Source organism: Streptomyces qaidamensis (assembly GCF_001611795.1).
GTDB classification, from domain to species: Bacteria; Actinomycetota; Actinomycetes; order Streptomycetales; family Streptomycetaceae; genus Streptomyces; species Streptomyces qaidamensis.
In genome coordinates, this window is record NZ_CP015098.1 from 416,364 (window position 1) to 438,887 (window position 22,524).

Below are 22,524 nucleotides of genomic sequence, written 5' to 3' on the forward strand. Positions count from 1 at the left end.
CTCAGCCGGTGGGGCGGCTGTCGTGTGTCTGCCCGTGGGGTTGCTCCTCGCCGTGGTGCGCGGTGGCCTCGGCGACCTGCTTCAGCGCTGAGGCGGTGGCGGTGTCGCCGACCTTGGCGGGCTGTTCATGGACGTGCTGTTCCGGCCGGTCGTGCCGGTAGTGGGAGGCGGCGAGTCTGCCGCCGGGTCCGTACGCGGAGGTGTCCTCGTCGTCCCGGCCGGACCGGGCGGAGCGGCGGTCCCCGCTCTCTCCGGCCGGTGTTGCGCCGTTCGGGGACGCGCCGTCGGGCCGCTGCCCGGGACGCGGCTGGGTGAGCCAGGCGACGGCCGCGCCGGTCACCGCCACCGGCCACTCCACCACTCCGGCCACGCCGAGCACTCCGGCGCCGGCGTAGACGGCCATCCGGCGGCCGCGCGGCGAGACCGCGCCGATCCGGTCCAGCGCGTCCGTGGCCACCTTGCCCACCTGCTCCGCACCCGGCAGGTGCCTGAGGCCGGAGGCCATGGCCCGCAGGGGCTGCGGAAGATCGGACGAACGTGATGTCTCCTGGTTCATGTCGACCTCCACGAGCGCGTTGTCCAGCGGCGTCATCCGGTTTCCCAGCTCTTTGCCCTATATTCCGCCTTTGGCATGGTATGCGCTTGTCTTGTTCGGCCGGGCGTCAGAGGACCGTCTCGCCGTCGTGGACCCCGCCCATGCAGCGCTTGCTGTACGACGGCGATCCGTCGCCCACGGCGGAGATGACGATCATGCCGCCACCGGCGACGCACTGGCTCGCGGTGACGTCCGCCGGGAGGGCGGCGGCAGTCGCCGGAGCGGCGAGTGCGGTGGCGGTCAGGGCAGTGAGCAGGGCGTACGACAACGTGCGCATCGGGGCTCCCTCAGGGATGGACGGCCGGACGGTCCGGCCCGTCCCAGGCTGGGCAGGGGGCGAGTCGGCCGCCACTCGGGGGAAGGGCCCAGCGGCCCGAACCCGGGGCCCGGGAGCTGCGGCCCGGGCGTGAACCGGCTTTCCACGAAAGCGACATCGTGCGGATCCGGCGGTCGCCGGAAGCCGTCCGTGTCGGGTCGGGCGCGCCGGGTACTCAGTGCAGGCAAACAGGCCGTCTCGGGTCCGGACACCGCACGGGAGCGGAGTGTCCGGTTCGGCGAAGGAGTGGTCATGACGCAGAACGGTGATGACGCGACGCTCGTCCGGCGACCGGGGATCCCCGACCTCCGGATGGCACCGGAGGGAGCCGAGCCCGCGCCACCACAGGACCCGCAGGCGGACCAGCCGCCGCAGGAACTGCCCCTCGACCGCAACCAGGCGATCCTGGAGGCGGCCAAGCAGGTCGGCGCCCTGCTGAAGCGCAAGGGGCACCTGTTCGCCCTGGCCGGCAGCGTGGCCGCGTACGCCCACGGCGGCGAGAAGAACATGCAGCACGACGTCGACTTCGCGATCCGCCCCGAGGACGCGGAAGCGGTGGCGGCCACGCTCCGCGAAGCCGGGCTGACGGTCTACACGCCGCCGGAGGACTGGCTGATCAAGGCCACGTGTTTCGGGCAGCCGGTCGACATCATCTTCGAGTTGGCGCACCGGCCGGTGGGCGCGGACATGCTGGAGCGGGCCGAGGAGCTGTCGGTCGACTCGGTGCGCATGCCCGTGCTGGCCCCGACCGATCTGCTGTGGAGCCTGACCGCCGCGTTCTCCGAGCACCACTGCGACTTCGGGGCGGCCCTGCCCATCGCACGTGCGCTGCGGGAGAAGGTCGACTGGGAGCAGGTGCGGCGCGAGTGCGGGGACGAGCCCATGCCCGCGGCGTTCTTCTTCCTCCTGGAGCGCCTGAACGTCATCTGAAGGAGCACCCACATGAGCACCCTCGGTTCACAGGACGCGGGCGGCGGGCCGCCCGCCGAGAACCTGGAGTACCGCATCGCCCACCTCCAGGACCGTCTCGCCTCCGGCGAACTCGGTGAACTGGGCGTACGGGTCGAGGCCCGGGGCAGGACGGTGCTGCTCACCGGCACCGTGCCCTCGGCGCCCTGCCGCGAGGAGATCGTGCGCACCGTCGAGGAGGAGCTCGCCGGCTTCCCCGTACACAGCGACCTCGTGATCACCGAGGCGTCCTCCCCCGACCACGCGGAGGAACTCTCATGATCCGCATCGCAGCCGTGGGAGACATCCACATGGGGCCCGAGAGCCAGGGCGTGCTGCGCCCCGCCTTCGAGACCCTGCCCGAGTGCGCCGACCTCCTGCTGCTGGCCGGGGACCTCACCCGGCACGGCACGCCCGAGGAGATGCGGGTGGTGGCCCGGGAGGTCCGGGACCTCGCCGTTCCCGTCGTCGCGGTCCTGGGCAACCACGACCACCACGACGACCGCCCGGACGAGGTCACGGCCATCCTCCGGGACGCCGGTGCCCATGTCCTGGAAGGGCAGGGCACGGTGGTGGAGAGCGATGGGGCGCGGATCGGTGTCGCCGGGACCAAGGGATTCGGCGGCGGGTTCGTCGGCCGCTGCGCCGGGGAGTTCGGCGAGCCGGTCATGAAGGAGTTCGTCCGGTACTCCCGGCGGAGCGCCGACGGGCTGCGGGCCGCGCTGGAGCAACTGGGCGAGGAGGGCTGTGACGCGCGGATCGCGCTGACCCACTACTCCCCCGTCGCGGACACCCTGGCCGGCGAGCCGCTGGAGATCTACCCCTTCCTGGGCAGCTATCTGCTGGCCGAGGCGATCGACACCGCCGGTGCCGACCTCGCGGTGCACGGGCACGCGCACGCCGGCACGGAGCACGGCATGACGAGCGGCGGTGTGCGGGTGCGCAACGTCGCCCAGCCGGTCATCAAACGGGCCTTCCACGTCTACCACCTGCCGGTCCGGGAGCCCGCCGCGACCGGCGCCGCCGTACAACAGGCCCGCTGAGCGGGCCCCTTCCCCCTTCCGCCGCCGGCGTTCGCCGGCGGCGTTTTCTGTTGTCCGCCGCCCGGCGCACCGCACCGCCCGGGTACCGCCTGTGGTGTGAACCCCCCGCACGTCGTGCCCGTTTCAGGCATTTTGTCTGCTTAGCATGCGAACTCCGCGCTCCGCACGTCGGCGATGTCCCCACGCGTCCACTCGGGGCGCACGTGCCCCGTACGAGAGGACATCAGATGGCGCTGACGGGCCGTCAAAGACCACCCTCCGAGCATGCCTTCTCCCCGCACGACGCCGTACTGCGCAGCGCGGCGCCGAGTCTCGCCCGCCGTCGCTTCCTGACCGTCACCGCGGCTGCCGCGATGCTCGCCTTCAGCACCAACCGGCCGGCGCGCGGTGCCACCGCCGCCCGCGAACTCGACGCGGCCCGGATCACCGACAACCCGTTCACCCTCGGCATCGCCTCCGGGGACCCGCTGTCCGACTCCGTGCTGATCTGGACCCGGCTCGCGCCCCAGCCGTTCGCGGAGGACGGCGGCCTCGGCCAGGAGCGGGTCGCCGTCTCCTGGGAAGTGGCCCTGGACGAGTGGTTCGTCATCGTCGAGCAGGAGGGCACCGCCACGGCCCACCCGGAGTACGCCCACAGCGTGCACGTCGACGTCAAGGGCCTGCGGTCGGACAGCGAGTACTACTACCGGTTCCGGGTGGGCACCTGGATCAGTCCCGTGGGCCGCACCCGCACCGCCCCGGCCCCGGGCAGTGACACCGACAGCCTGCGGCTGGCCGCCGTCGCCTGCCAGGCCTACCAGGACGGCTACTACACCGCCCACCGGCACCTGTCGCAGGAGGACGTCGACGTGGTCTTCTTCCTCGGCGACTACCTGTACGAGTACGCCGTGGACTCCGCCGGCGGGGCCCGCCGCTACACCGACCGCAAGCTGCCCGACCTGTTCAACCGCGAGGCGACCACGCTCGCGGACTACCGGCTGCGCTACGCGCTCTACAAGAGCGACCCGGACCTGCAGGCCGCGCACGCCCAGCACCCGTTCGTCGTGACCTGGGACGACCACGAGACGGAGAACAACTACGCGGGCGCCTACGACGAGAAAGGCAGCGCCCCGGAGGACTTCCTGGTGCGGCGGGCCGCGGCCTACCGGGCGTACTGGGAGAACCAGCCGCTGCGCGCCGAGCAGTTGCCGAACGGGCCCGACGCCCGGCTGTACCGGCGGCTGACCTGGGGCTCGCTCGCGCAGTTCGACATCCTCGACACCCGCCAGTACCGCTCCGACCAGGCCTACAACGACCGGCCTCACGCACCGGGCGCCGAGTCGGACGATCCGGCCCGCACTCTCACCGGCGCCGATCAGGAACGCTGGCTGCTGGACGGCTGGCAGAAGTCGAACGCCCTGTGGCACGTCCTGCCCCAGCAGGTGTGCTTCTCCCAGCGCAAGTTCGACCTGACCGAACCGGCCCGGGTCTCCATGGACGCCTGGGACGGCTACCGGGCCTCCCGCAACCGCGTCATGGCGGGCGCGAAGGCCGCCGGCATCGACAACTGGATGGTCCTCACCGGTGACGTCCACGTCGGATACGCCTTCGACATCAAGGAGAACTTCGACGATCCGGCCTCCAGGACGGTCGGCACGGAGTTCACCTGCACCTCCGTCGCCAGCGGCGGCAACGGCACCGCGAAGCCGGGCGACTGGGACACGTACATGAAGGCCAACCCCCACATGAAGTACTTCGACGGCCGGCGCGGCTACGTCCGGGTCGAGATGGGCCGTGAGAACGCCCAGGTCGACTTCCGGACCGTCGCGGCCATCACGACGCCCGGCGGGGGCATCTCCACGACCGCGTCCTTCGTGACCGAGGTGGGTTCACCCGGCCTGAAGTCCGCGTGAGGCGTCCGCCCGTACTGCACATGGCGCCGTTCCCCGCACCAAAGCGCGAAACGGGACGGCCGGGGGCATCGCGCCGGCCCGTTCCGGCAAGGCCTGTGCGGGAGCTCACCATGATCGACACCCCGAACCGAACGCTGAGATCGAAGGAGACGCATCGCATGGTCCACAGACATGCCGTGACCGGTCGCCGGGTGGCGCTGACCGCGCTCGGCGCGCTCGTCGCCACCGGGATCCCCGCCGCCGTGGCCGCCGAGCCGACGCCCGCGGCGGGCCCCCTGCCCACGGCCGCCCAGACCCTCGGCGCGGACCGGCCGTCGGCTCCGGTGCTGCGCGCCATGGAGCGCGACCTCGGGCTGACCCCCGCCCAGGCGTCCCGGCGTCTGGTCAACGAGGCGGAGGCGGGCACCCGGGCGGGACGGCTGCGCAACGCCCTTGGCGACCGCTTCGCGGGGGCCTGGCTGCGCGGTACGACGTCGCAGGAACTCGTGGTGGCGACCACGGACGCCGCGGACGTGCCGGCCATCAAGGCGCAGGGCGCCAAGGCGAGCGTCGTGAAGAAGACGCTGCGCGACCTGCGGGCCGCCAAGGAGAAGCTGGACGCGGCGGCCGCCCGGGTCAGCACCCGCGAGACGCCGCTGTGGTACGTCGACATCCCGGGCAACCGGGTCGTGGTGGAGGCCGGGAGCAAGGCCGCCGCGGCGGCGTTCGTCAAGGCCGCGGGTCTCGACGGAAAGAGCGTGGGCGTGAAGGTCACGGCGAACCGGCCGCGGCTCATGGAGGATCTCACCGGCGGGGACGCCTACTACATCGACGGCACCGCCCGCTGCTCCATCGGCTTCTCCGTCACCAAGGGCGAGCAGGAGGGCTTCGCCTCGGCGGGCCACTGCGGCAAGCAGGGCGCCAAGACCACCGGGCACAACAAGGCGGACCAGGGCACGTTCCAGGCCTCCACGTTCCCCGGCAAGGACATGTCGTGGGTGGCCGTCACCGACCCGTGGAAGGCCACACCGAACGTGAAGGGCGAGGGCGGGCAGACGGTGCAGGTCACCGGCTCGGTCCAGGCGCTGGTCGGGGCGGCGGTCTGCCGCTCGGGCTCCACCACGGGGTGGCACTGCGGCACGGTCGAGCAGCACGACACCAGTGTCAGCTACGCCGAGGGCAAGGTGGACGGGCTGACCCAGACGACGGTGTGCGCCGAACCGGGCGACTCCGGCGGGCCGTACGTCTCGGGCGTCCAGGCGCAGGGCGTGACGTCCGGCGGCACCGGCGACTGCAAGACCGGCGGCACCACGTTCTACCAGCCGGTCAACCCGCTGCTCAGTGAGTTCGGCCTCACCCTGAAGACCGCCGAGGCCGAGTCCCCGGAGCCGCAGGGCAATGCCGCCCCGACGTGGGCCGCGGGCCGTGTGTACGAGGCGGGCGTCACGGTGACGCACGCGGGTGTGCGCTACCAGTGCCTGCAGACGCACCAGGCCCAGGGCCCGTGGGTCCCCGCCCACACCCCCGCCCTGTGGCAGCGGGTGTGACGAGGGGTCAGGGCTGCCCGGCGCCGGGGCGGCACGTGGCGCCGGCGCCGGGCGGGTCCGGCCGGTCCTCCGCGAGCAGCGCGTACGCGGTGGCGACGAACGGGTCGTGGGCGCGGAAGCGGCGGGTGCAGACGGCCGCCAGTGCCGTGCCGGTGTCGGGGCGGAAGCCGAGGAACGCCTGCTGGCCGAGGGTGGCGCCACTGTGGAAGAACATCGGCCCGCCGTCGGTGGGGTGACGGAACCAGGCGATGGTGTGCACGTGGCGGTGCGTCAGGCCCCGGCGGAGCACGGGACGGCGTACCGCGCGCAGGGCGGGGGCGAGCTCCGGTGGCGCGTCGCCCGGCCGCAGGTGGGCCTCCAGGAAGGCGAGCAGGTCGTACGGCGTGGCCCGCACGGCGCCGGCCGCCTGGAAACCGCCGGCGTCGAAGGGCGGCACGGGTGTCTCGCCGTCCTTGCCGTGCCCGACGGCGTCGAGCCCGGAGCCGTCCGCGCGCAGGGTCGTGCCGTCGAGGCCGAGCGGGCGCAGCACCTGGCCGGTGAGGAGGTCCTCCCACGGTGTGCCGGTCGCGGCGGCCAGGGCGTGTCCGAGGACGGCGACGCCGAAGTTGGAGTAGCGCCATCGGGTGCCCGGGCGGTGCCGTTGCCGGTGGCGCAGGTAGGCGTCGACGACCCGGTCGGCCGGGAAGCGGGCGTAGGGGTTGGTGCGCCAGGCGGGCAGTCCCTGGCGCAGGAAGCCGGCCGGGAGGGCGGGCAGGCCGGAGGTGTGGGTGATCAGGTGGGCGAGCGTCACCGGGGTCGCGCCGACGGGCCGTCCGCCGTCCAGGAGAGCGGTGGCCGGTTCGCCTCCGGACAGCACGCCGGCGTGGGTCAGCCGGGCCAGGAGCAGGCCGGTGAACGTCTTGCCGGCCGAGCCGATCTCGTAGCGCAGGTCCTCGCGGGGCAGTGGCGGGGGCGGGGCGGTGCCGCCGCTCAGGACGGTGCGGCGGCCACCGCGCGAGAGGGCGAAGACGACGTCGGGGGCGTCGGAGGCGGTGACGGCGTCCGCGAGCAGCCGGTCGTCCGGGCGGGCTTCGGCTGCCGGGGCGCGCGGGGTCTGGAGCGCGGACTCGGCACCCTGGCCCGCGGCCCGGTCCGCCGGTGTGGTCGCACGAGGACCCGGGTCCCCGGCGCCGGGCGTCCCGGGTTCGCCCGGCCAGGGAAGCGGCCGACGGGTCGTCACGACGCGTGCGCCAGGCCGGACAGGGCCCGGGACGTGGCCAGGACCGAGGCGAAGGCGGCCACCAGGGTCGGGTGGTAGACGATGTCGAACACCTCGTCGGGCGTGCCCTCGGGCATCGTGCGGATCGCGGGCATCGCTCCGTCGGGCTGCTGCGCGGCGGCGAAGGCCTGCCAGGCGCGTTCGTCCAGGGTGGGGCGGGGCAGGCAGGCGTCGACGACGAGGAGTTCGCCGAGCAGGTCCCAGCGCTCCAGGTCCAGCCAGTCGTCGATCCACACCGGCAGCCAGGTGGCGAGGTAGTCGGCGATGCCGGGCGGCAGGCCGTCCGGGTCCTCGCCCCAGTCGGTGAGGTGGAAGACGGTGTGGGTGACGTCGTAGGCGATGTGGCCCTCGACGGTCCAGGGCTCCGGGGTGCGGGCCAGCCAGGTCGCGCCCACGAGGTCGGCCTCGGGCGGGCGGGGGGTGAGGCCGTAGCGGCGCTGGAACGCGGAGAGGCCCAGCCGCCTGGTCGGGGTCGTCTCGAACGCGACCCAGCTGTCGAGCCGGTGGTTCAGTACGGCGGCCCGCTCGATGTCGGGCTGGCTGTAGCCGAGTTCCCTGAAGGGGAGGTACACCTCGAACGGGATGGGGGAGATCGGCTCGGTCCGCTGTCCGCGGACCAGCATCGTGCCGCCGTCGAGGGTCTCGCGCCAGGCGTGGTCGAGCAGCCGGCGGGCCAGCTCGGCCTGGCGGGAGCCGGCCACTCCCTCGCGGAACAGCACCTTGCAGATCAGCGCCAGTTCACCGACGGGCTTGAAGCGCTCCAGGAAGCCGACTTCGGGGTCGACGTCGGGCTCCAGGCGGAATCCGTCCCGGTGGGCCCACAGCCATTCGATGGCGCCCACTCCGACGGTGTGGATCAGGCGGGTGTCGGTCATACCGGTGCTCCTTGTCCGGCGGTGAGAGCCGCCGCGAAGGCCGCCATGAGGGTGGAGTGGTAGTGGTGCGCGAAGTAACGGCCCGGGTCGCCCGCGTCCCCCTCCTCGGGGAGTGCGCCGGACGCGTCCTGTACCGCCGCGATCCGCTCCCAGGCGTCGGCCGGTACGGCGTCGCCGGGCAGGCCGGGCACGCTCGCGGCCACGGCGAGCAGTTCGCAGCACAGGTCCCACATCCGCGCGTCCAGGCAGGTGTCGAGCCAGGGCGGCAGCCAGTCGGCGAGGTAGGCGGTGAGGTCGGACGGCACTCCCCCGGTGGTGGCGCGTCCCCAGTCGGTGAGGTGGAAGACGACGTGGGTGAGCGCATATCCGGCGGACCGCTCGAAGGTCCAGGGTTCCGGGAGGCCACCCAGCCAGGTGCGGCGCAGCACCCGCTCCGCGGACTCGTCCCGGTGCGTGCCGGCCCGTTCCCCGGCCTTGAGGACGCCCAGGCGGCGGGTCGGTTCCTGCTCGGTGAGCTGCCAGCCGCGGGTGCGGGCCACGGTGGCGGTGGCGGCTTCGTAGGCGGGGTGCCGGTATCCGGCCGCGGCCAGGGCGGCGTAGACCTCCAGGGGGTAGGTGGCGAACGGTTCCAGCCGTTGCAGCAGGAGGAACAGCTCGCCGTCGCCGGTCTGCCGCCAGGCGAAGGCCAGCAGGTCGGCCGCGCAGGCGTGCAGGGGGTCGGCGGCGGGCGTGCGGCGGGTGACGCTCGCGCAGACCTGGGCCAGCTCGCCGAGCGGCTTCCAACTGCTGTTGACCTGTCCGTCGGCGGCCAGCGCGTCCTCGCCGAGGGCGAAGTCCGCGCGGTGCGCGGACGCCCAGGCCAGCGCGGCCCGCGCCACCTGCCGGATCTCCGGGGCCTGTGCCGTCGTCACACCGGCGCTCCGGTGCGCAGGCGGCGGGCCGCCGTCACCTGGAGTGCGACGAGCGGGTCGTGGCCGCCCATCAGCTCCACGAAGTCCAGGCCCGATGCAAGACCGAGCGTTTCGGGGACGCCGTGCAGCAGGGTGAGCCAGCGGCCGGCACCGGCGGCCTGCCGCCAGTCCCTGCGGCGCACCGCGCGCACGAATCCGCGGGCGACGTCCACGGGGCGGCCCTGTGCCAGGCGGGACACGGCGCAGTCCTCGCCGGGCAGAGCGAGGGGGGCCAGCACGGCCAGTTGATGGGTCAGGACCTGCCAGCTCGCGCCGTCGAGCCACTCACCACCGGGTTCCGTGCCGTCGGTGGGGGCGGCGGCGGACGGCGGGTCGAGCACGCGCAGGGTGCGCCCCATGGCCCAGTGGCTCCACAGCACGGTGGGTGCCGCGTCGGGGCGGGGCGGGAAGGACTCCGCGGACTTGCGGAACACGGCGAGTTCGTCCGGGTCGGGCGGGGTGCCCAGCAGGACGGCCGGCAACAGCGCGTCGGCTCCCAGCACGCGGACGGCCGCGAGTGCGAGGCCTCCCTCCTCCACGTCGACCGGCCCGGGGGCGGCCGCTCGCGCGTGGTCTCCGCCCCGGAGGGCGGAGACCACACTGGAGGCGAGGCCCTGCACCGCGCCCTGCAAGAGGGTCGAAGTGCCAGACTGCTCCATTGACTACTCCCGTCGATCACTAGCCCTTCTTCGGGCGCGGGGTCGGCGGCGACAGCAGCAGCTTGGTTGCCCCGGAGGACAGTGCCAGTGCTGCGCACTCACGGCTGTCGCGGTAGACGCCGTCGAGTTCGGTCGGGTCGAGTGCCGCCTCGATGTCGACACTCGGGACGCCGGTCAGTTCCTCGATGACCTTTTCCTTGGAAGGCATAGCACCATCTCCTTGAGCTGAGCGAGTACCTTCACCTTTCGGATCTCCGGAATCGGACAAAGCATGCCAACTTTCTCAGAATTCACTTAAATAACATTTTCAACATCTCGCGCGTGCGTCACGCGCCGCGCGCCGCGACCCGCAGAGTCCGGACCGTGGAGTCGGCCGCGTCACAGCTGGACGCGGGCGCCGCTGACCGCGCAGGTGCAGTACCGGGTCGCCTTCCACGGCCGGGCCGCCCACCCCACGGGCAACCCGACCTAGGGGGTCGCGCGCAGGCGGCGCTCGTGGACCTGTTCAACGTGCCGGCCGTGCTGGGGCGGAGGCTGCCGGCGCCGCCAGCGCCCGCGTGTACCTGGGATCGTCCGACATCGGCAACGTCAGCACGCGGATGCCCGCCCTCCACCCGTTCGTCGCGATCACGGGCGAGGTACTCGCCTGCACCGCAACCGACGTCCTGCTGTCCGGAGAACTGCGCGAGGAGACCTGGACGCGGCACCGGGCGGTGTGAGTGGTTCGGCTCCGGCTGGGGAACCCGGCGAACGCTGTACCCACCGACCCCCTGGAGAGGGCCATGAGTCTGTTGCGAGTGCTCGGCCGCCCCATGCTGGCCTCGATGTTCCTCACGGGCGGCATGAGCTCCGTCCGCGACCCGAAGCAGGTCGCCGACGCCGCCGAGCCCGTCGTCCAACCGGTCACCGAGCGCGTCTCGGCCCTGCCGGACCGCACCGAGCAGGTCGTACGCCTCAGCGGCGCCGTGCAGGTCGCCGCGGGGCTGATGCTCGCCACGGGGCGCATGCCGCGTCCGGCGGCGCTGGCCATCGCTGCCACCCTGGTGCCCACCACGCTGGCCGGGCACCGCTTCTGGGAGGCGGAGGACCCCGAGGAGCGGGCACAGCAGCGCATCCACTTCTTCAAGAACCTGTCCATGCTCGGCGGGCTGCTGATCGCCGCCGACGACACCGGCGCCCGCCCCTCGGTGGTGTGGCGTGGCACGCACGCCGCCCGTGGTCTGCGGCGCGACGCGGGTCTGGTGCGCCGTTCCGTTCGCGCCACCGCACGGCCGGCCGCCGCGGCCGGGCGCGTCCGGGCCAAGCTCCCCGCCTGAACCACCTGAACCGCCGGTACGACACCGGCGGGACCGCACGTTGACCGCATGAGGCCGGGGGGACCCGAGCGCTGGAGGTGAAGGACATGGGACACGGAGGAAACGTCATCGACGAGCTGGTGACCGATCACCGCGAGGTCGAGGAGATGTTCGGCAGGATCGAGGCACTGCCGTCCGGCCACCAGGACCGCAAGGTGTACGCCGACCAGGTCACGATGGAGCTCGTACGGCACTCGGTGGCCGAGGAGGCCTACCTGTACCCGGCCGTCCGCGAGCACGTGGCCGGTGGGGACGCCATCGCCGACCAGGAGCTCCAGGACCACGCCACGGCCGAGCAGATCATGAAGGACCTGGAGGGCTGTGACGCGGGCGACGCCGACTTCGACCGGCTGATGGGCATGCTCATGAGCGAGATCCGCTCGCACATCGCCGACGAGGAGGGCAACCTCTTCCCGCGGCTGCGGCAGGCCTGTCCGATGGACGCGCTCAACGAGCTGGGCGACAAGGTGCGCAAGGCGAAGAAGACCGCTCCGACCCGGCCCCACCCGGCGGCCCCCGACAAGCCCCCGGCGAACAAGCTCCTGGCCCCGGGCACCGGGATGGTGGACCGGCTGCGGGACGCGCTGAGCGGCCGCGGCAAGTTCGAGTAGGGCAGTCGCCGTCACCGTCTGTGCGGGGTCCGTCGCCGAGGCGACGGGCCCCGCTTCCGTGTGCGTGTGAGTAACCACACTGTGACCTCAAGGCCCGTGCGCGGCAGAGGATTTGGAAGTGCGGGACGGCGGATCGAGATGCGGAGGAACCGCTTCTCCGGTCCTCTCTGCCACGATGGGCGGCGCCGTACCCGTCGAGGGGAGCCACCGCGCAGCGCGGCCGGTGTGCCCCGCCCCTCGTCCCCTTCTCCTGAGTCCTCCGACTCGTCTTCGAGTACCGCACTGTGTCTTCCTCCCCTCCCCCTGCCCTGCCCGGCTCACGCTCGCCCTGGCGGTCACTGCGGTACCGCAGCATGCGCTGGTGGTCCGTCGCGAACTTCGTGTCGAACGCCGGTACGTGGATGCAGCTCACCGTGCAGAACCTGCTGGTCCTGGAGATCACCGGGTCCGCCGCCGCGACGGGTCTCTCCATGTCCGTGCAGGCCGCCCCGGCGCTGCTGATCAGCGTGCTGGGCGGGGCCGCCGTCGACCGGTGGCCCCGCAAGCTGACGGCAGCCGTGAGCCAGGCGCTGCTCGGCGCGATCGCGTTCACCACGGCCGTCCTCGTGGCGCTGGACCGGATCGACATGACCTCGCTGATGGTGCTGGCCGCCGTCACGGGTGTCGTCGCGACCGTCGACAACCCGGCGTGCGCGCTGCTGGGCAATGACCTCGTGCCCGCGGAGGACGTGCCCTCGGCCATCGGCGTCGGGGCGCTGGTGCACCAGGCGGGCCGCCTGGTGGGAGCGGCCCTGGCCGGTGTCGCGGTCGGGTTCCTCGGCACGTCCGCCGCGTACTTCGCGAACGGCCTTTCGTTCCTCTTCGTGGCCTCGGTCATCCCCTTCCTGCGCCCCGCCGCCGGTGCGGTACGGCAGACCGGCCGGGAGCCCGGGGGCGTCGGCTCGGATCTGACCGTGCGCGAGGGGCTGGCCTACTTCGCGCGGCGGCCGCGCCTGGTCGCGCTGGCGGGTGTGACCGGGATCAGCGCGGTGTTCGGCCGCAACTACGGGCTCACCCTGGCCGTGCTGGTCACCGGGCCGCTCGCGGGAGGCGCCGGTTCGTTCGGCACCGTGTCGACCGTGCTCGCCGCCGGCGGCATCCTCGGCGCGGTTCTGGGCGCCCGGCTGCGCCGGCCGTCGGTACGGCTCGTGGGCGCGCTGGCGGCCGCGGGGGCGCTGCTGCAGGTGGTGGCGGGGCTGTCGCCGTCGCTGGCGGTGCTGATCGTGCTGGTACTGCCCATGGCCGTGGTGGAGTCCGTCTCCGACACCGCCGGTACGGCCGTCCTGCAGACCGACCCGCCCGCCCACCTGCGGGGACGGGTGCTGGGCGTGTGGGGCAGCATCGGCACGGTGTGGGGTCTGGGCGGCCCGCCCGCACTGGGCCTCCTCATGGAACTGGCCGGGCCCCGCGGCGCCCTCGTCACCGGCGGACTGCTCATCGCCGGCGCGATCGGGACGGGCTCCCTGCTGCGCCGGCGCCGGGCCGCGGCGCCGGTGGTGCTCCGCAAGGAGGAGCACGACACGCTGGGCAAGCCGGCGCTGAGCCCGGCCGCCTGAGCCAGGCTCGTCACCAGGGCCCGCGGGGTGTGTGGCCCCCGGCGGCGGCCGGCCGGGGCTGGGGGATGCTGCGCGGCCCTCGACGACTCCCGGCGCACGGCACACACCGGCAGGGCTGCGTCCCAGGCGTCCTACGGCCGCATCGCCGCCTTGGCCGCCACTGCCGCCCGGCGGGCCAGCAGGGTCGTGGAGCGGCCGTCGAGGTAGGGCAGGACCACGGCCTGGCCGCCCCAGGTGCGGAGCACCTCCGCTTCGGGCAGGTCCTGGACGGAGTAGTCGCCGCCCTTGACCCAGACGTCCGGCCGCAGCCGGGCCAGTACCGCCTCGGGAGTGTCCTCCTCGAAGACCGTGACGGCGTCGACACTGCCCAGCGCGGCCAGGACGCGGGCGCGGTCCGCCGCCGGGTTGAGCGGGCGGCCCGGGCCCTTGCGGCGGGCGACGGACGCGTCGGAGTTCAGGCACACGATGAGGCAGTCGCCGATGCGCCGGGCGCTCTCCAGCAGGCCGACGTGACCGGCGTGCACCAGGTCGAAGCAGCCGCCGGTGGCGACGACGGTACCGCCCCGGGACCGGACCCGCTCGGCGAGGCCGAACGCGTCGTGCGCGGGCTCGACCGCGGGGCCGGCCGCGGGCTCGGTCCGCCACAGGCCGGGGTTGCCCGCGCCGCCCGCCGCGACGAACGCGGCCGCCTCGGCGACGGCCCGTTGCAGCGCCTCCTCGGGCAGCAGGCCGTCGGCGAGGGCCGCCGCCGTCGTGGCGGCGCAGCAGTCGCCCGCGCCGCAGGGGTCCCCGGCGGCCCGGTAGGGCACGGGGACGAGCATCGGGGTGCCGGAGCCCGGCCGGACCAGCAGCACCCCGCGCTCCCCGAGGGTGACGGCGACCCCGGCGGCACGCCAGCGCTCGGCGAGCCGGGCCCCCCTCTCGGCGAACGCGCCCAGCGAGGTCTCCCCGGAGCCGGGGTGCAGCGCCTGTGCCTCGGCCGCGTTGGGGGTGACGAGGCGGGCTCCCGGCACGGGCGGGTCGCCCTTGGGGTGCGGGTCCCACACCAGGGGCGTACGACGGGCGGCGTCCTCCAGGAGCGGCCGCAGGACCCCGGCGGTGTGCCGGCCGTAGTCGGCCACCAGGACGGCGTGCGCGCCGGCCAGTGCGTCACGGACCGCGTCGCCGGGTTCGCCGGGGGTGCCGCCGCCCCGGTCGATGCGGACCACCGGCCGCCCGCCCGCGAGCACGCGGGTCTTGACCGGCAGGGTGCCGTCCAGCGGGATCTCCAGCAGGCGGACCCGGCCGCGCAGCCCGCGCCGTACCGCCTCGCTGGCCTCGTCGTCGCCGAGCGCGGTCACCAGGACCACGTCCCGGCCACCGCGGGCGGCGAGGGCGGCGGCCAGACCGGCTCCGCCGGGGTGGCGGCGGTCGCCGGTGACGTCGACGACCGGGGCGGGGGCGTCCGGGGAGAGGCGGGGGGAGACGCCTTCGATGTCCTCGTCGAGGAGCACGTCCCCGACGACGACGAGAGGGCGGGGCACGGTCATGAGGTGCTCCCGTGGGTGAGGACCGCGCGGCGTGCCGACCGTGCGGCTACGGCCGTGTCGAAGCACTCGCAGAGCAGGTGGACGGCTACGAGATGGATCTCCTGGACGTTCGCGGTGCTGCCGGCGTCGATGCACAGGGAGGCGTGGGCGGCTTCCGCGAGGGGGTTGGGGCCGCGTCCGGTCAGGGCCCACACGCGCAGTCCGGCCTGCCGGGCCGTCACGGCGGCGGCGATGAGGTTGGGGCTGCGCCCGGAGGTGGAGAGCAGCATGAGGACGTCGCCGGGGCGGCCGTGGGCGGTGACCTGACGGGCGTAGACGTGGTCGAACCCGTAGTCGTTGCCGATGGCGGTCATGCTGGACGTCTCGGCGTGCAGGGCGAGCGCGGAGTAGGCGCGGCGTTCCCGGCGGTAGCGGCCGACCAGCTCGGCGGTGAGGTGCTGGGCCTGGGCGGCGCTGCCGCCGTTGCCCGCGGCCAGCAGCCGTCCGCCGCCGGTGAGGACGTCGGCGAGACGGCCGCCCCAGTCCGCGACCCGGTCGAGGCCGTGCCTGCGGAACCCTCCGAGGGCTTCCTCCAGTGACCGGCAGTGCAGTCGCGCGGTTTCCAGGACGGGGTGTGCGGGGGGTTCGCTCATGTCGATCGGGCGTACCGCCGTCGGTGAAGGCGGCGAACCCGCACCTCCTTCGGATGTGGCACGTCGGGCCTTGGTGGCTGTCGTCGGGCGGGGAGCGGGGGCCGGGCGGTCAGCCGGCGCGGGTCGCGGCGGGCTCGGTGTCGAGGACTTCGCAGTAGGCGGCCTCGGTGGCGACGGCGACCTGGCCCCAGCCGTACCGGCTCAGGACGCGACGGCGGCCGGCCGCTCCGCAGGCGGCGCGGGCCGCCGGGTCGGCGAGCAGTGCGGCGACGGCGGCGGCCAGGGCCGCCGCGTCGCGGGGCGGCACCAGCCGCCCGGTGCCGGGGTCGGCGACGGTGTCGAGCTGCCCGCCGACCGCGGTGGCCACCACGGGCACGCCGCAGGCCATGGCCTCCAGCGGCACGATGCCGAAGGGTTCGTAGTCGGCCGGGCACACGACGACGTCCGCGGAACGCAGCAGCGACGGCACCTCCTCGCTGGGAAGGGCGCCGGTGAAGCGGACGCGGTCGGCGACCCCGGCGTCCCGGGCGATGCCGCGCAGCCGCCGCACCTCCGGGTCGCCGTCGAGCCGGTCGGCGGGCGGCCCGCCGACCACGACCAGCTCGGTGCCGGGCAGCCGGGCCAGTGCGGTGACGGTGACGGCGGTGCCCTTGCGCGGCACGAGCCGGCCCAGCTGGAGGATCCGGTGCGGGTGCGGGCCGCGCGGCGCGGCCGGGCCCTTCGGGGTGAACCGGTCGGTGTCGACCCCGCACGGCACGATGCCGACCTGGTGCGCGGGGATGCCCATGAGGGCTAGTTCACGGACCTCGTCCCGGCAGGTGGCGATGACGCGGTCGCAGCCCAGCCCGACCTCGATCTCGCCGGGGATCCGCTCCGGCGGGCTGGTGTCGGCGAGCCGCTGGTGCCGCCTCTTCACCGTGCCGAGGGCGTGGTAGGTGTGCAGCAGGGGCAGGTCGTGCTCGCGGGCCGCGCGCAGGGCGGCCAGGCCCGACATCCAGTAGTGGGAGTGCACGACGTCGGGGGTCCGGGTGCGCCAGGCGCGGGCGAGGTGGCGGCCGAAGGCGTCCATGTGCGGCAGGAGCTCGTCCTTGGGGAGAGGCTCGGCCGGCCCGGCGGGTACGTGGTGCACCTCGACGCCGTCGCGCAGCTCCACCCGGCAGGGCAGGTCGGGCGCGTTGCGGCGGGTGTGGACGGTGACGCGGTGGCCGCGGTCGGCGAGTGCGGCGGCGAGGCAGGCGACGTGAACGTTCTGTCCGCCGGCGTCGACGCCGCCGAGTGCGGCCAGGGGGCTGGCGTGCTCGGAGACGAGCGCGATGGCGAGGACGCCCGGGTCGAGCGGGTCGCCGCCGCGCGGTCCGGCGGGGAGGGGGGTGAGGGACGGGGTCATGAGCACACCTCCGTGATCAGGCGCTCCCAGTCGGCCAGGAAGCGCTTGAGCCCGTAGCGTTCGAGGGCCGCCTGCCGGGCGCGGGCTCCGTCCGCGGCCGCCGCCTCCGGTTCGTGGAGGTAGCGGCGGGCGGCGCGGGCCAGGACGTCGGGGCGGGTGGTCAGGGTGCCGGCGTTGGGCGGGACCGCCTCGACCGCCTCAGTGGTGGCGAGCGCCAGCACGGGCAGGCCGAGGTGCATCGCCTCCAGCAGGGACAGGCCGAGTGAGGTCCAGCGCACCGGGTGCAGGTACATGCGGCGTTCGGCCAGGGCCGTGTGCAGCTCGCTCTGGGGAAGATCGGCCGTGCGGCAGCGGTCGGCCGGCAGGGCCAGGTGTCCGGCCAGGCCTTCGGTGCCCATGCCGAAGACGTCGAGCGGCACGGCCTCGGCCAGGACGGGCAGCAGGTCCGTTCCGGTGTACCGGGCGCGTCGCACGGGTTCGTTGACGACGACGGCGGCGCGGGCGAGCCGGCCGCTGTAGCGGTGGCCCGGGTCGACGATGCCGTGCTCGATGACCTCGGTGCGGGTGGTTCCGCAGTCCCAGAACAGCCGGTTGAAGTGGGTGACGTGGACGAGCGTCAGGTCGTCGCGGCCGGCGCACGGGTGCCGGGTGTCCGGCACGTCGCCGTCGGGCGCGTTGTGCTCCAGGTACACCGCGGGTACGTCCCGGCCGGGGCGGCGCCCGCCGAGCCACCGTTCGGCCAGCGCCGACTCGTGGGGCCGCTGGAGAAGGACCAGGTCGACCTGCGTGTCGCGGAGTTCCTCGGGAGTGACCTCGCGGACCGAGGCCGGCCAGGTGAAGGTGCGGGCCCGCCCGAGGCCGTCCGGGCCGCGGCCGGGGGTGACCGGGACGAGGTAGGTGTGCGGGCCCTGGACGAACGCGGTCGTCCACGAGCCGTGCACGTGCCACAGCAGGATGTTCATACGGCCGCTCCTCGCTGGGTGTGTTCTCCCCGGTCCGCCGGGTGGCCCGTGAGGGCCGCCACGGCGGCGAGCACCTCGGCGTCGCCGATGCCGTCGAGGCAGGGGTGTCCCGGCACCGGGCAGTGCCGGGCGCGGGTGTCCGCGCATGCGGCGTGCGGGTCGCCGAGCAGGATGTGCGGTACGCCGTAGGGGGCCCACCGTTCGGCCGGCACGACCGGGGCGAAGAGGCTGACGACAGGCGTGCCCACGGCGGCGGCCAGGTGCGCCGGGCCGGTGTTGCCGGCCACCACGGCCCGGGCTTCTGCCAGGACTCCGGCCAGCTGCGGCAGGTCGGTGGCGCCGCCGAGGTCCAGGGCGTGCCGCCCGGCCACCCGGGCGGTCAGCTCGCGCTCGGCGCGCCCGCCGGTGACGACCACGCGGTGCCCGGCCTCGGACAGCGCGGCCACGGCACGTGCCGCCCGGCCCGGTGTCCAGGCCCGTGCGGGCACGGCCGCGCCGGGATGGAGGACGACGTACGGTCCGGGCCCGGTGAGGTGGGTGGTGTGCGGCGGCGGCAGGACGCGCAGCCGGCCGTCGTCGCCGTGCGGAAGCTCGAAGCCCGCGGCGCGGGCCAGGTCGAGGGCGGCCAGAGCCTCGTGACGGTGCGGCCGTCTGCGGTGCCGCAGGTCGAGGAGTGCGCCCGGGTAGTCCTCGCAGTCGGCGGCGGTCCGTCCGATCCCGGCCAGTTTCAGCAGGAGGGCGATCGGCAGCGGGCTCTGGTGGTAGGACACCAGCACGATCGCGCGGTCGAAGCGGCCTGCCGAGAGCGTCTCCATCAGCTGCCGGGTGGCCGCCCGGGTGACCGGGGGCGGCTCCAGGCCGACCCAGGGGGCGTCGAACGTCAGCACCTCGTCGACGTCGGGGAGCATCCGCCCGGCCGGGGCGCCCTGGGGTCCGCAGAGCAGCGCGGTGTACGAGGACCCGGCGGCGACGGCCCGTACGGCGGGGCCCGCCAGGAGTACGTCTCCGGAGCTGTCGAGGCGGACCACGAGGGTGCGGGGTAGGCGGCTCGGCGTCATCGCGGCTCCCGGGCCGCGACGGCCCTGGCGAGGACGAGACGCACGGCCGTCGGCAGGTCCGGTGCCGTGGCCTCTGCCTCCTCTGCCTCTTCGGCACGGGTGACGCCCGTGGGAACCAGGACCCCACGGGCCCCCGCGGCCCGCGCCGCCTGCATGTCGGCTCCGATGTCGCCGATGACGGCGGTGCGTTCCGGCGGGACGGCGAGTCGGCGGCACGCGGCCAGGATCAGGCCGGGGGCCGGTTTGCGGCAGTCGCAGCCCTCCTGCGGCACGTGCGGGCACACGGCCCAGACGGCGAACGGCCCGAGCAGCTCCTCCACCCGCAGCCGGACGGCCTCGACCTCGCGCCGGGTCAGCAGTCCCCGGCCCACGCCCGACTGGTTGGTGACGACACCGACGGGCACCCCGGCGGCGCGCACGGCGTCCACGGCCTGCCGGGCACCGGGCATGAGCGCGACCCGCGACGGGTCGCCGTTGTAGGGGACGTCGGAGACGAGCGTGCCGTCGCGGTCGAAGAGGACGGCCGCGGGCAGTGGGCTGCCCGGATCGTACGGGCGCTGCCGCACCTGCCCGGGGAGCAGCCAGGGGCCGGGGCGCGGCGTCATGACCGCAGCCGTTCCCGGGCCGCCGGGCGGGTCACCGGCGTCGGCTCGCCGCTCCGGAACGGGGTGTGCGGCCGGGCCTTGCGGTGCACGAGGCGCCCGCGCAGCCAGTGCCAGGTCGCGGCGGGCGGGACGAGGGCGCTGGTCATCGTCATGGTGAGCACCTCGTCGCGGGTGCGCGGTCCGGGCAGGATGCGGGCGAGGGCGAACTCGGCGGTGCCGGCCAGCCAGGTGGCCGCGCAGGCCGCGGCGGCCCGGTGCCGGCCGAGCAGGGCGCAGCCGAGCGCCGTGACTCCCGCTCCGGTCACCGCCAGGTGCAGGGGCAGGCGCCCGCGGGGGGCCTCCGCCCGGCGCCACCAGTGACGGCCGTGCAGCCGGGTCATCAGCACGTCGTCGGCGTTGCCGGCCTGGAGGCGCACGGAGATCCAGCGCCCGGCCTGCCGTACGGGGTGGGTGGTGGTGCGCCGGCCGGTGGTGAGCGTCCAGCCGGCGTCGAGCGTGCGCAGGGCGAGGTCGGCGTCCTCCCGGAAGGCCCGCCGGAAGCGTTCGTCGAATCCCCCGACGGCCACCAGCGCGTCCCGGCGGTAGGCCATGTCGGCGGTGATCCAGCGGGCGTCGGCGAGACCGGCCGTGTTGCGTTCCCAGTCGGTGGGGCGCCGGCCGGCGGGCAGGGGCACCTCGATGCGGGCGGTGATCCCGGCGGTGCGCGCGGTCGCCGCGGCCAGGTCCAGGGTCAGGTCGTCGCCCCAGGTGGGTCCGGGGACGACGTCGTCGTCGATGAAGACGATCCAGGGCACGTCACCGGCGGCCCGCCAGCCGAGGTTGCGTGCGGCGGCGGGTCCGCGTGCCCCGCCGGGCACGACGACGGTGCGGGCGCGCAGGGACGGCGGGACGGCGGCGGTGAGGGCGGTCCGCTCCGTGTCGGGCCGGTCGTCGACGAGGACGATCCGGGCCGGGCCGGGCCCGGTGGCCCCGGCGAGGGCGTGCAGGCATGCGCCCAGGCTGGGCCGTCCGAGGGTCGGGATCACCACGGCGTACTCGGCGTCGGGTCCGGTCATAGGGGGCCTCCGGCGTCGTCGCTGCGGGGGTCGGTACGGAAGAGGTCGCCGCGCCGGATCGCGTACGGGCCGATGGCCAGCAGGTCGACGGGCGAGGAGCCGAAGCACTCCAGGGCGTCGCGCGGGTCGTCGACCATGGGCCGGCCGGCCGTGTTGAGGCTGGTGTTGACGACCACGGGCAGGCCGGTGAGCCGCTCGAACTCGCCGAGCATGGCCGCGACCAGCGGTTCGCGGGCCGGGTCGACGGTCTGGATGCGGGCGGTGCCGTCGACGTGCACGACGGCGGGGACACGCTCCCGCCACGCGGGGGCCACGTCGTGGACGAACAGCATGTACGGGCTGGGCAGCGGGCCGTCGAAGAGGTCGGCTGCGCGGTCGGCGAGGACCATGGGGGCGACGGGCCGGAACTGTTCGCGGCCCTTGACGTCGTTGAGCCGTTCCAGGTTGCCCGCGTGGCCGGGGTGGGCCAGCAGGGAGCGGTGCCCGAGGGCCCGGGGGCCGTACTCGGATCGGCCCTGGAACCACGCGACGATCCCGTTGTCCGCCAGGGCGCGGGCGACGGTGGCGGCGATGTCCGGGGGCCGTTCGAAGGGGACGGCGGCGGCCTTCAGCCAGGCTCCGAGTTCGGCGTCGGACCACTCCCGGCCGAGGTCGGCACCGGTCATGGCCTCCGGCTCGTCGCCCTCCACTGCGGACAGCAGCAGGGCTCCGCCCAGGGCGGTCCCGGCGTCTCCCGCGGCGGGCTGCACCCACACCCGGGAGAAGGGGCCCTCACGGGCGATACGGGAGTTGGCGACGCAGTTGAGGGCGACGCCGCCGGCCAGGGTGAGCACCCGGTCGTGGGTCCGGCCGTGCAGCCAGCGCACCAGGTCGAGCAGGGTCTCCTCCAGCACGGCCTGGGCACTGGCGGCGACGTCGGCGTGGTCCTGCGTCCACGGCTCGTCGGGCCCGCGGGGCGGACACAGCTCGTGCCAGGGCACGCCGGTGGCGTGGAAGCCGCCGTCTCCGGTGGGGTACACGTGGCGGCGCAGTTCGGCGAGCATGCGCGGCCTGCCGTGGGAGGCGAGGGCCATGACCTTGAACTCGTCGGAGGAGCGCAGGAAGCCGAGGTGTTCGGTGAGCTCCTCGTAGACCAGGCCGAGCGAGTGCGGCAGGTCCTGGGCGTGCAGCGCCTCCAGGCGGGGGCCCACCCGGCGGGCGGCCAGGTGGGATGCGCGTTCGCCACGGCCGTCGAGGACCAGGACGGAGGAGTTCCCGGCGTCCGGCGCGGCGAAGGCGCTGGAGGCGGCGTGGGCCATGTGGTGCGGGACGAAGCGGACGAGGCCGGGGTCGAGACCGGGCAGGGCGGTCTTGAGGAAGGCGGGTGCCTCGCGGGCGTAGGTCAGCCGCAGGTGGTCCCAGGGGTCGTCCAGCCCCATGTCCGCGGCGGGCCGGGCGAGTCGGGGGTCGAAGGAGTAGGTGACCGCGTCGAGGTCCTGCGGGCGCAGCCCGGCCCGCTTCAGGCACCAGGCCGCGGCCTGCTCGGGCAGTTCCCAGGCGGAGAACGGCAGGGGCCTCTTGCCGTGCTTGCGCCGTGAGAACCGCTCCTCCTCCGCGGCGGCGACGGTCCGTCCGTCGATCACCAGGGCCGCGGCCGGGTCGTGGAAGAGGGCGTTGATTCCGAGGATGCGCAT

Annotated in this window: 23 protein-coding genes and 1 pseudogene; 9 read left to right on the forward strand and 15 right to left on the reverse strand. The window is 74.6% G+C overall.

What is annotated here, in order from left to right; all coding sequences use genetic code 11:
* Window position 1: 1 nt before the first annotated feature.
* Both A4E84_RS43195 and A4E84_RS01770 read right to left on the reverse strand, forming a co-directional pair.
* Complete coding sequence (locus tag A4E84_RS43195) at window positions 2-592, reverse strand: hypothetical protein (RefSeq protein WP_237304778.1); 591 nt, start codon at window positions 590-592, stop codon at window positions 2-4.
* Window positions 593-662: 70 nt separating this feature from the next.
* Window positions 663-872, reverse strand: coding sequence for a hypothetical protein (locus tag A4E84_RS01770; protein ID WP_062924841.1), 210 nt, complete (start codon window positions 870-872; stop codon window positions 663-665).
* Between the two features lie 291 nt (window positions 873-1,163).
* On the opposite strand from A4E84_RS01770, the gene A4E84_RS01775 reads away from it, so the two are divergent.
* From A4E84_RS01775 to A4E84_RS01795, 5 genes are all read left to right on the forward strand, one after another.
* Window positions 1,164-1,841, forward strand: coding sequence for a nucleotidyltransferase family protein (locus A4E84_RS01775; protein WP_033311752.1), 678 nt, complete (start codon window positions 1,164-1,166; stop codon window positions 1,839-1,841).
* 12 nt (window positions 1,842-1,853) lie between these two features.
* Window positions 1,854-2,141, forward strand: coding sequence for a BON domain-containing protein (locus A4E84_RS01780; protein ID WP_062924842.1), 288 nt, complete (start codon window positions 1,854-1,856; stop codon window positions 2,139-2,141).
* A complete protein-coding gene (locus A4E84_RS01785) occupies window positions 2,138-2,902 on the forward strand; it encodes a metallophosphoesterase family protein (protein ID WP_062924843.1) in 765 nt (254 codons plus the stop codon). The genes A4E84_RS01780 and A4E84_RS01785 overlap by 4 nt, the downstream gene beginning before the upstream one ends.
* A gap of 227 nt (window positions 2,903-3,129) precedes the next feature.
* Window positions 3,130-4,794 carry an alkaline phosphatase D family protein gene (locus tag A4E84_RS01790; RefSeq protein WP_062924844.1) on the forward strand — a complete coding sequence of 555 codons (1,665 nt, stop codon included), beginning with the start codon at window positions 3,130-3,132 and terminating at the stop codon, window positions 4,792-4,794.
* 158 nt (window positions 4,795-4,952) lie between these two features.
* Complete coding sequence (locus A4E84_RS01795; protein ID WP_062924845.1) at window positions 4,953-6,320, forward strand: alpha-lytic protease prodomain-containing protein; 1,368 nt, start codon at window positions 4,953-4,955, stop codon at window positions 6,318-6,320.
* 7 nt (window positions 6,321-6,327) lie between these two features.
* On the opposite strand, the gene A4E84_RS01800 is transcribed toward A4E84_RS01795, so the two are convergent.
* Genes A4E84_RS01800 through A4E84_RS01820 form a run of 5 tightly spaced genes read right to left on the reverse strand, consistent with a single transcriptional unit; the run spans window position 6,328 to window position 10,270 of the window.
* Entirely contained in the window at window positions 6,328-7,539 is a 1,212-nt protein-coding gene (locus A4E84_RS01800) for a serine hydrolase domain-containing protein (protein WP_418082164.1), read from the reverse strand.
* Window positions 7,536-8,453 (reverse strand): DUF6895 family protein, encoded by a 918-nt coding sequence (locus A4E84_RS01805; protein ID WP_062924846.1) that lies wholly within the window; start codon window positions 8,451-8,453, stop codon window positions 7,536-7,538. Before A4E84_RS01805 ends, A4E84_RS01800 begins: the two co-directional genes overlap by 4 nt.
* Window positions 8,450-9,364, reverse strand: a complete 915-nt coding sequence (locus A4E84_RS01810; RefSeq protein ID WP_062924847.1) for a DUF6895 family protein — start codon at window positions 9,362-9,364, stop codon at window positions 8,450-8,452. Before A4E84_RS01810 ends, A4E84_RS01805 begins: the two co-directional genes overlap by 4 nt.
* Complete coding sequence (locus A4E84_RS01815) at window positions 9,361-10,062, reverse strand: hypothetical protein (RefSeq protein WP_062924848.1); 702 nt, start codon at window positions 10,060-10,062, stop codon at window positions 9,361-9,363. Before A4E84_RS01815 ends, A4E84_RS01810 begins: the two co-directional genes overlap by 4 nt.
* A gap of 19 nt (window positions 10,063-10,081) precedes the next feature.
* On the reverse strand, window positions 10,082-10,270 hold the full coding sequence (locus A4E84_RS01820; RefSeq protein WP_030853640.1) for a hypothetical protein: 189 nt from the start codon (window positions 10,268-10,270) through the stop codon (window positions 10,082-10,084).
* 171 nt (window positions 10,271-10,441) lie between these two features.
* On the opposite strand from A4E84_RS01820, the pseudogene A4E84_RS40235 reads away from it, so the two are divergent.
* The 4 genes and pseudogenes from A4E84_RS40235 to A4E84_RS01835 all read left to right on the forward strand — a co-directional run.
* Window positions 10,442-10,781, forward strand: a pseudogene (locus A4E84_RS40235) (amidohydrolase); the annotation flags it as partial.
* Window positions 10,782-10,844: 63 nt separating this feature from the next.
* On the forward strand, window positions 10,845-11,378 hold the full coding sequence (locus A4E84_RS01825; RefSeq protein ID WP_062924849.1) for a DoxX family protein: 534 nt from the start codon (window positions 10,845-10,847) through the stop codon (window positions 11,376-11,378).
* Between the two features lie 86 nt (window positions 11,379-11,464).
* Complete coding sequence (locus A4E84_RS01830) at window positions 11,465-12,028, forward strand: hemerythrin domain-containing protein (RefSeq protein WP_062931234.1); 564 nt, start codon at window positions 11,465-11,467, stop codon at window positions 12,026-12,028.
* Window positions 12,029-12,381: 353 nt separating this feature from the next.
* Window positions 12,382-13,623: an MFS transporter gene (locus tag A4E84_RS01835; protein ID WP_237304781.1), complete on the forward strand. Its 1,242-nt coding sequence runs from the start codon at window positions 12,382-12,384 to the stop codon at window positions 13,621-13,623.
* A gap of 131 nt (window positions 13,624-13,754) precedes the next feature.
* On the opposite strand, the gene rfaE2 is transcribed toward A4E84_RS01835, so the two are convergent.
* The 8 genes from rfaE2 to A4E84_RS01875 form a co-directional block, all read right to left on the reverse strand.
* Entirely contained in the window at window positions 13,755-15,152 is a 1,398-nt protein-coding gene (gene rfaE2 / locus A4E84_RS01840) for a D-glycero-beta-D-manno-heptose 1-phosphate adenylyltransferase (RefSeq protein ID WP_062924851.1), read from the reverse strand.
* The gene (locus tag A4E84_RS01845) at window positions 15,149-15,784 is read right to left on the reverse strand and encodes a D-sedoheptulose-7-phosphate isomerase (RefSeq protein WP_062924852.1); all 636 of its coding nucleotides are present in this window, start codon (window positions 15,782-15,784) and stop codon (window positions 15,149-15,151) included. Before A4E84_RS01845 ends, rfaE2 begins: the two co-directional genes overlap by 4 nt.
* 109 nt (window positions 15,785-15,893) lie before the next feature.
* Window positions 15,894-17,171, reverse strand: a complete 1,278-nt coding sequence (locus A4E84_RS01850; protein ID WP_079128823.1) for a glycosyltransferase — start codon at window positions 17,169-17,171, stop codon at window positions 15,894-15,896.
* A complete protein-coding gene (locus A4E84_RS01855) occupies window positions 17,168-18,133 on the reverse strand; it encodes a glycosyltransferase (protein WP_062924853.1) in 966 nt (321 codons plus the stop codon). Before A4E84_RS01855 ends, A4E84_RS01850 begins: the two co-directional genes overlap by 4 nt.
* Window positions 18,130-19,191: a glycosyltransferase family 9 protein gene (locus A4E84_RS01860; RefSeq protein WP_062924854.1), complete on the reverse strand. Its 1,062-nt coding sequence runs from the start codon at window positions 19,189-19,191 to the stop codon at window positions 18,130-18,132. Before A4E84_RS01860 ends, A4E84_RS01855 begins: the two co-directional genes overlap by 4 nt.
* On the reverse strand, window positions 19,188-19,796 hold the full coding sequence (locus A4E84_RS01865) for a D-glycero-alpha-D-manno-heptose-1,7-bisphosphate 7-phosphatase (protein ID WP_079128824.1): 609 nt from the start codon (window positions 19,794-19,796) through the stop codon (window positions 19,188-19,190). The genes A4E84_RS01860 and A4E84_RS01865 overlap by 4 nt, the downstream gene beginning before the upstream one ends.
* On the reverse strand, window positions 19,793-20,851 hold the full coding sequence (locus A4E84_RS01870) for a glycosyltransferase family 2 protein (RefSeq protein ID WP_062924855.1): 1,059 nt from the start codon (window positions 20,849-20,851) through the stop codon (window positions 19,793-19,795). The genes A4E84_RS01865 and A4E84_RS01870 overlap by 4 nt, the downstream gene beginning before the upstream one ends.
* On the reverse strand, window positions 20,848-22,524 hold the full coding sequence (locus A4E84_RS01875) for a carbamoyltransferase family protein (protein ID WP_062924856.1): 1,677 nt from the start codon (window positions 22,522-22,524) through the stop codon (window positions 20,848-20,850). Before A4E84_RS01875 ends, A4E84_RS01870 begins: the two co-directional genes overlap by 4 nt.

What these genes read in the sequence shown, in the direction of transcription:
- A4E84_RS43195 (WP_237304778.1), bottom strand. Translation starts at nt 592, where the DNA reads ATGACGCCGCTGGACAACGCGCTCGTGGAGGTCGACATGAACCAGGAG.
- A4E84_RS01770 (WP_062924841.1), bottom strand. Translation starts at nt 872, where the DNA reads ATGCGCACGTTGTCGTACGCCCTGCTCACTGCCCTGACCGCCACCGCA.
- A4E84_RS01775 (WP_033311752.1), top strand. Translation starts at nt 1,164, where the DNA reads ATGACGCAGAACGGTGATGACGCGACGCTCGTCCGGCGACCGGGGATC.
- A4E84_RS01780 (WP_062924842.1), top strand. Translation starts at nt 1,854, where the DNA reads ATGAGCACCCTCGGTTCACAGGACGCGGGCGGCGGGCCGCCCGCCGAG.
- A4E84_RS01785 (WP_062924843.1), top strand. Translation starts at nt 2,138, where the DNA reads ATGATCCGCATCGCAGCCGTGGGAGACATCCACATGGGGCCCGAGAGC.
- A4E84_RS01790 (WP_062924844.1), top strand. Translation starts at nt 3,130, where the DNA reads ATGGCGCTGACGGGCCGTCAAAGACCACCCTCCGAGCATGCCTTCTCC.
- A4E84_RS01795 (WP_062924845.1), top strand. Translation starts at nt 4,953, where the DNA reads ATGGTCCACAGACATGCCGTGACCGGTCGCCGGGTGGCGCTGACCGCG.
- A4E84_RS01805 (WP_062924846.1), bottom strand. Translation starts at nt 8,453, where the DNA reads ATGACCGACACCCGCCTGATCCACACCGTCGGAGTGGGCGCCATCGAA.
- A4E84_RS01815 (WP_062924848.1), bottom strand. Translation starts at nt 10,062, where the DNA reads ATGGAGCAGTCTGGCACTTCGACCCTCTTGCAGGGCGCGGTGCAGGGC.
- A4E84_RS01820 (WP_030853640.1), bottom strand. Translation starts at nt 10,270, where the DNA reads ATGCCTTCCAAGGAAAAGGTCATCGAGGAACTGACCGGCGTCCCGAGT.
- A4E84_RS01825 (WP_062924849.1), top strand. Translation starts at nt 10,845, where the DNA reads ATGAGTCTGTTGCGAGTGCTCGGCCGCCCCATGCTGGCCTCGATGTTC.
- A4E84_RS01830 (WP_062931234.1), top strand. Translation starts at nt 11,465, where the DNA reads ATGGGACACGGAGGAAACGTCATCGACGAGCTGGTGACCGATCACCGC.
- A4E84_RS01835 (WP_237304781.1), top strand. Translation starts at nt 12,382, where the DNA reads ATGCGCTGGTGGTCCGTCGCGAACTTCGTGTCGAACGCCGGTACGTGG.
- rfaE2 (WP_062924851.1), bottom strand. Translation starts at nt 15,152, where the DNA reads ATGACCGTGCCCCGCCCTCTCGTCGTCGTCGGGGACGTGCTCCTCGAC.
- A4E84_RS01845 (WP_062924852.1), bottom strand. Translation starts at nt 15,784, where the DNA reads ATGAGCGAACCCCCCGCACACCCCGTCCTGGAAACCGCGCGACTGCAC.
- A4E84_RS01850 (WP_079128823.1), bottom strand. Translation starts at nt 17,171, where the DNA reads ATGACCCCGTCCCTCACCCCCCTCCCCGCCGGACCGCGCGGCGGCGAC.
- A4E84_RS01855 (WP_062924853.1), bottom strand. Translation starts at nt 18,133, where the DNA reads ATGAACATCCTGCTGTGGCACGTGCACGGCTCGTGGACGACCGCGTTC.
- A4E84_RS01860 (WP_062924854.1), bottom strand. Translation starts at nt 19,191, where the DNA reads ATGACGCCGAGCCGCCTACCCCGCACCCTCGTGGTCCGCCTCGACAGC.
- A4E84_RS01865 (WP_079128824.1), bottom strand. Translation starts at nt 19,796, where the DNA reads ATGACGCCGCGCCCCGGCCCCTGGCTGCTCCCCGGGCAGGTGCGGCAG.
- A4E84_RS01870 (WP_062924855.1), bottom strand. Translation starts at nt 20,851, where the DNA reads ATGACCGGACCCGACGCCGAGTACGCCGTGGTGATCCCGACCCTCGGA.
- A4E84_RS01875 (WP_062924856.1), bottom strand. Translation starts at nt 22,524, where the DNA reads ATGCGCATCCTCGGAATCAACGCCCTCTTCCACGACCCGGCCGCGGCC.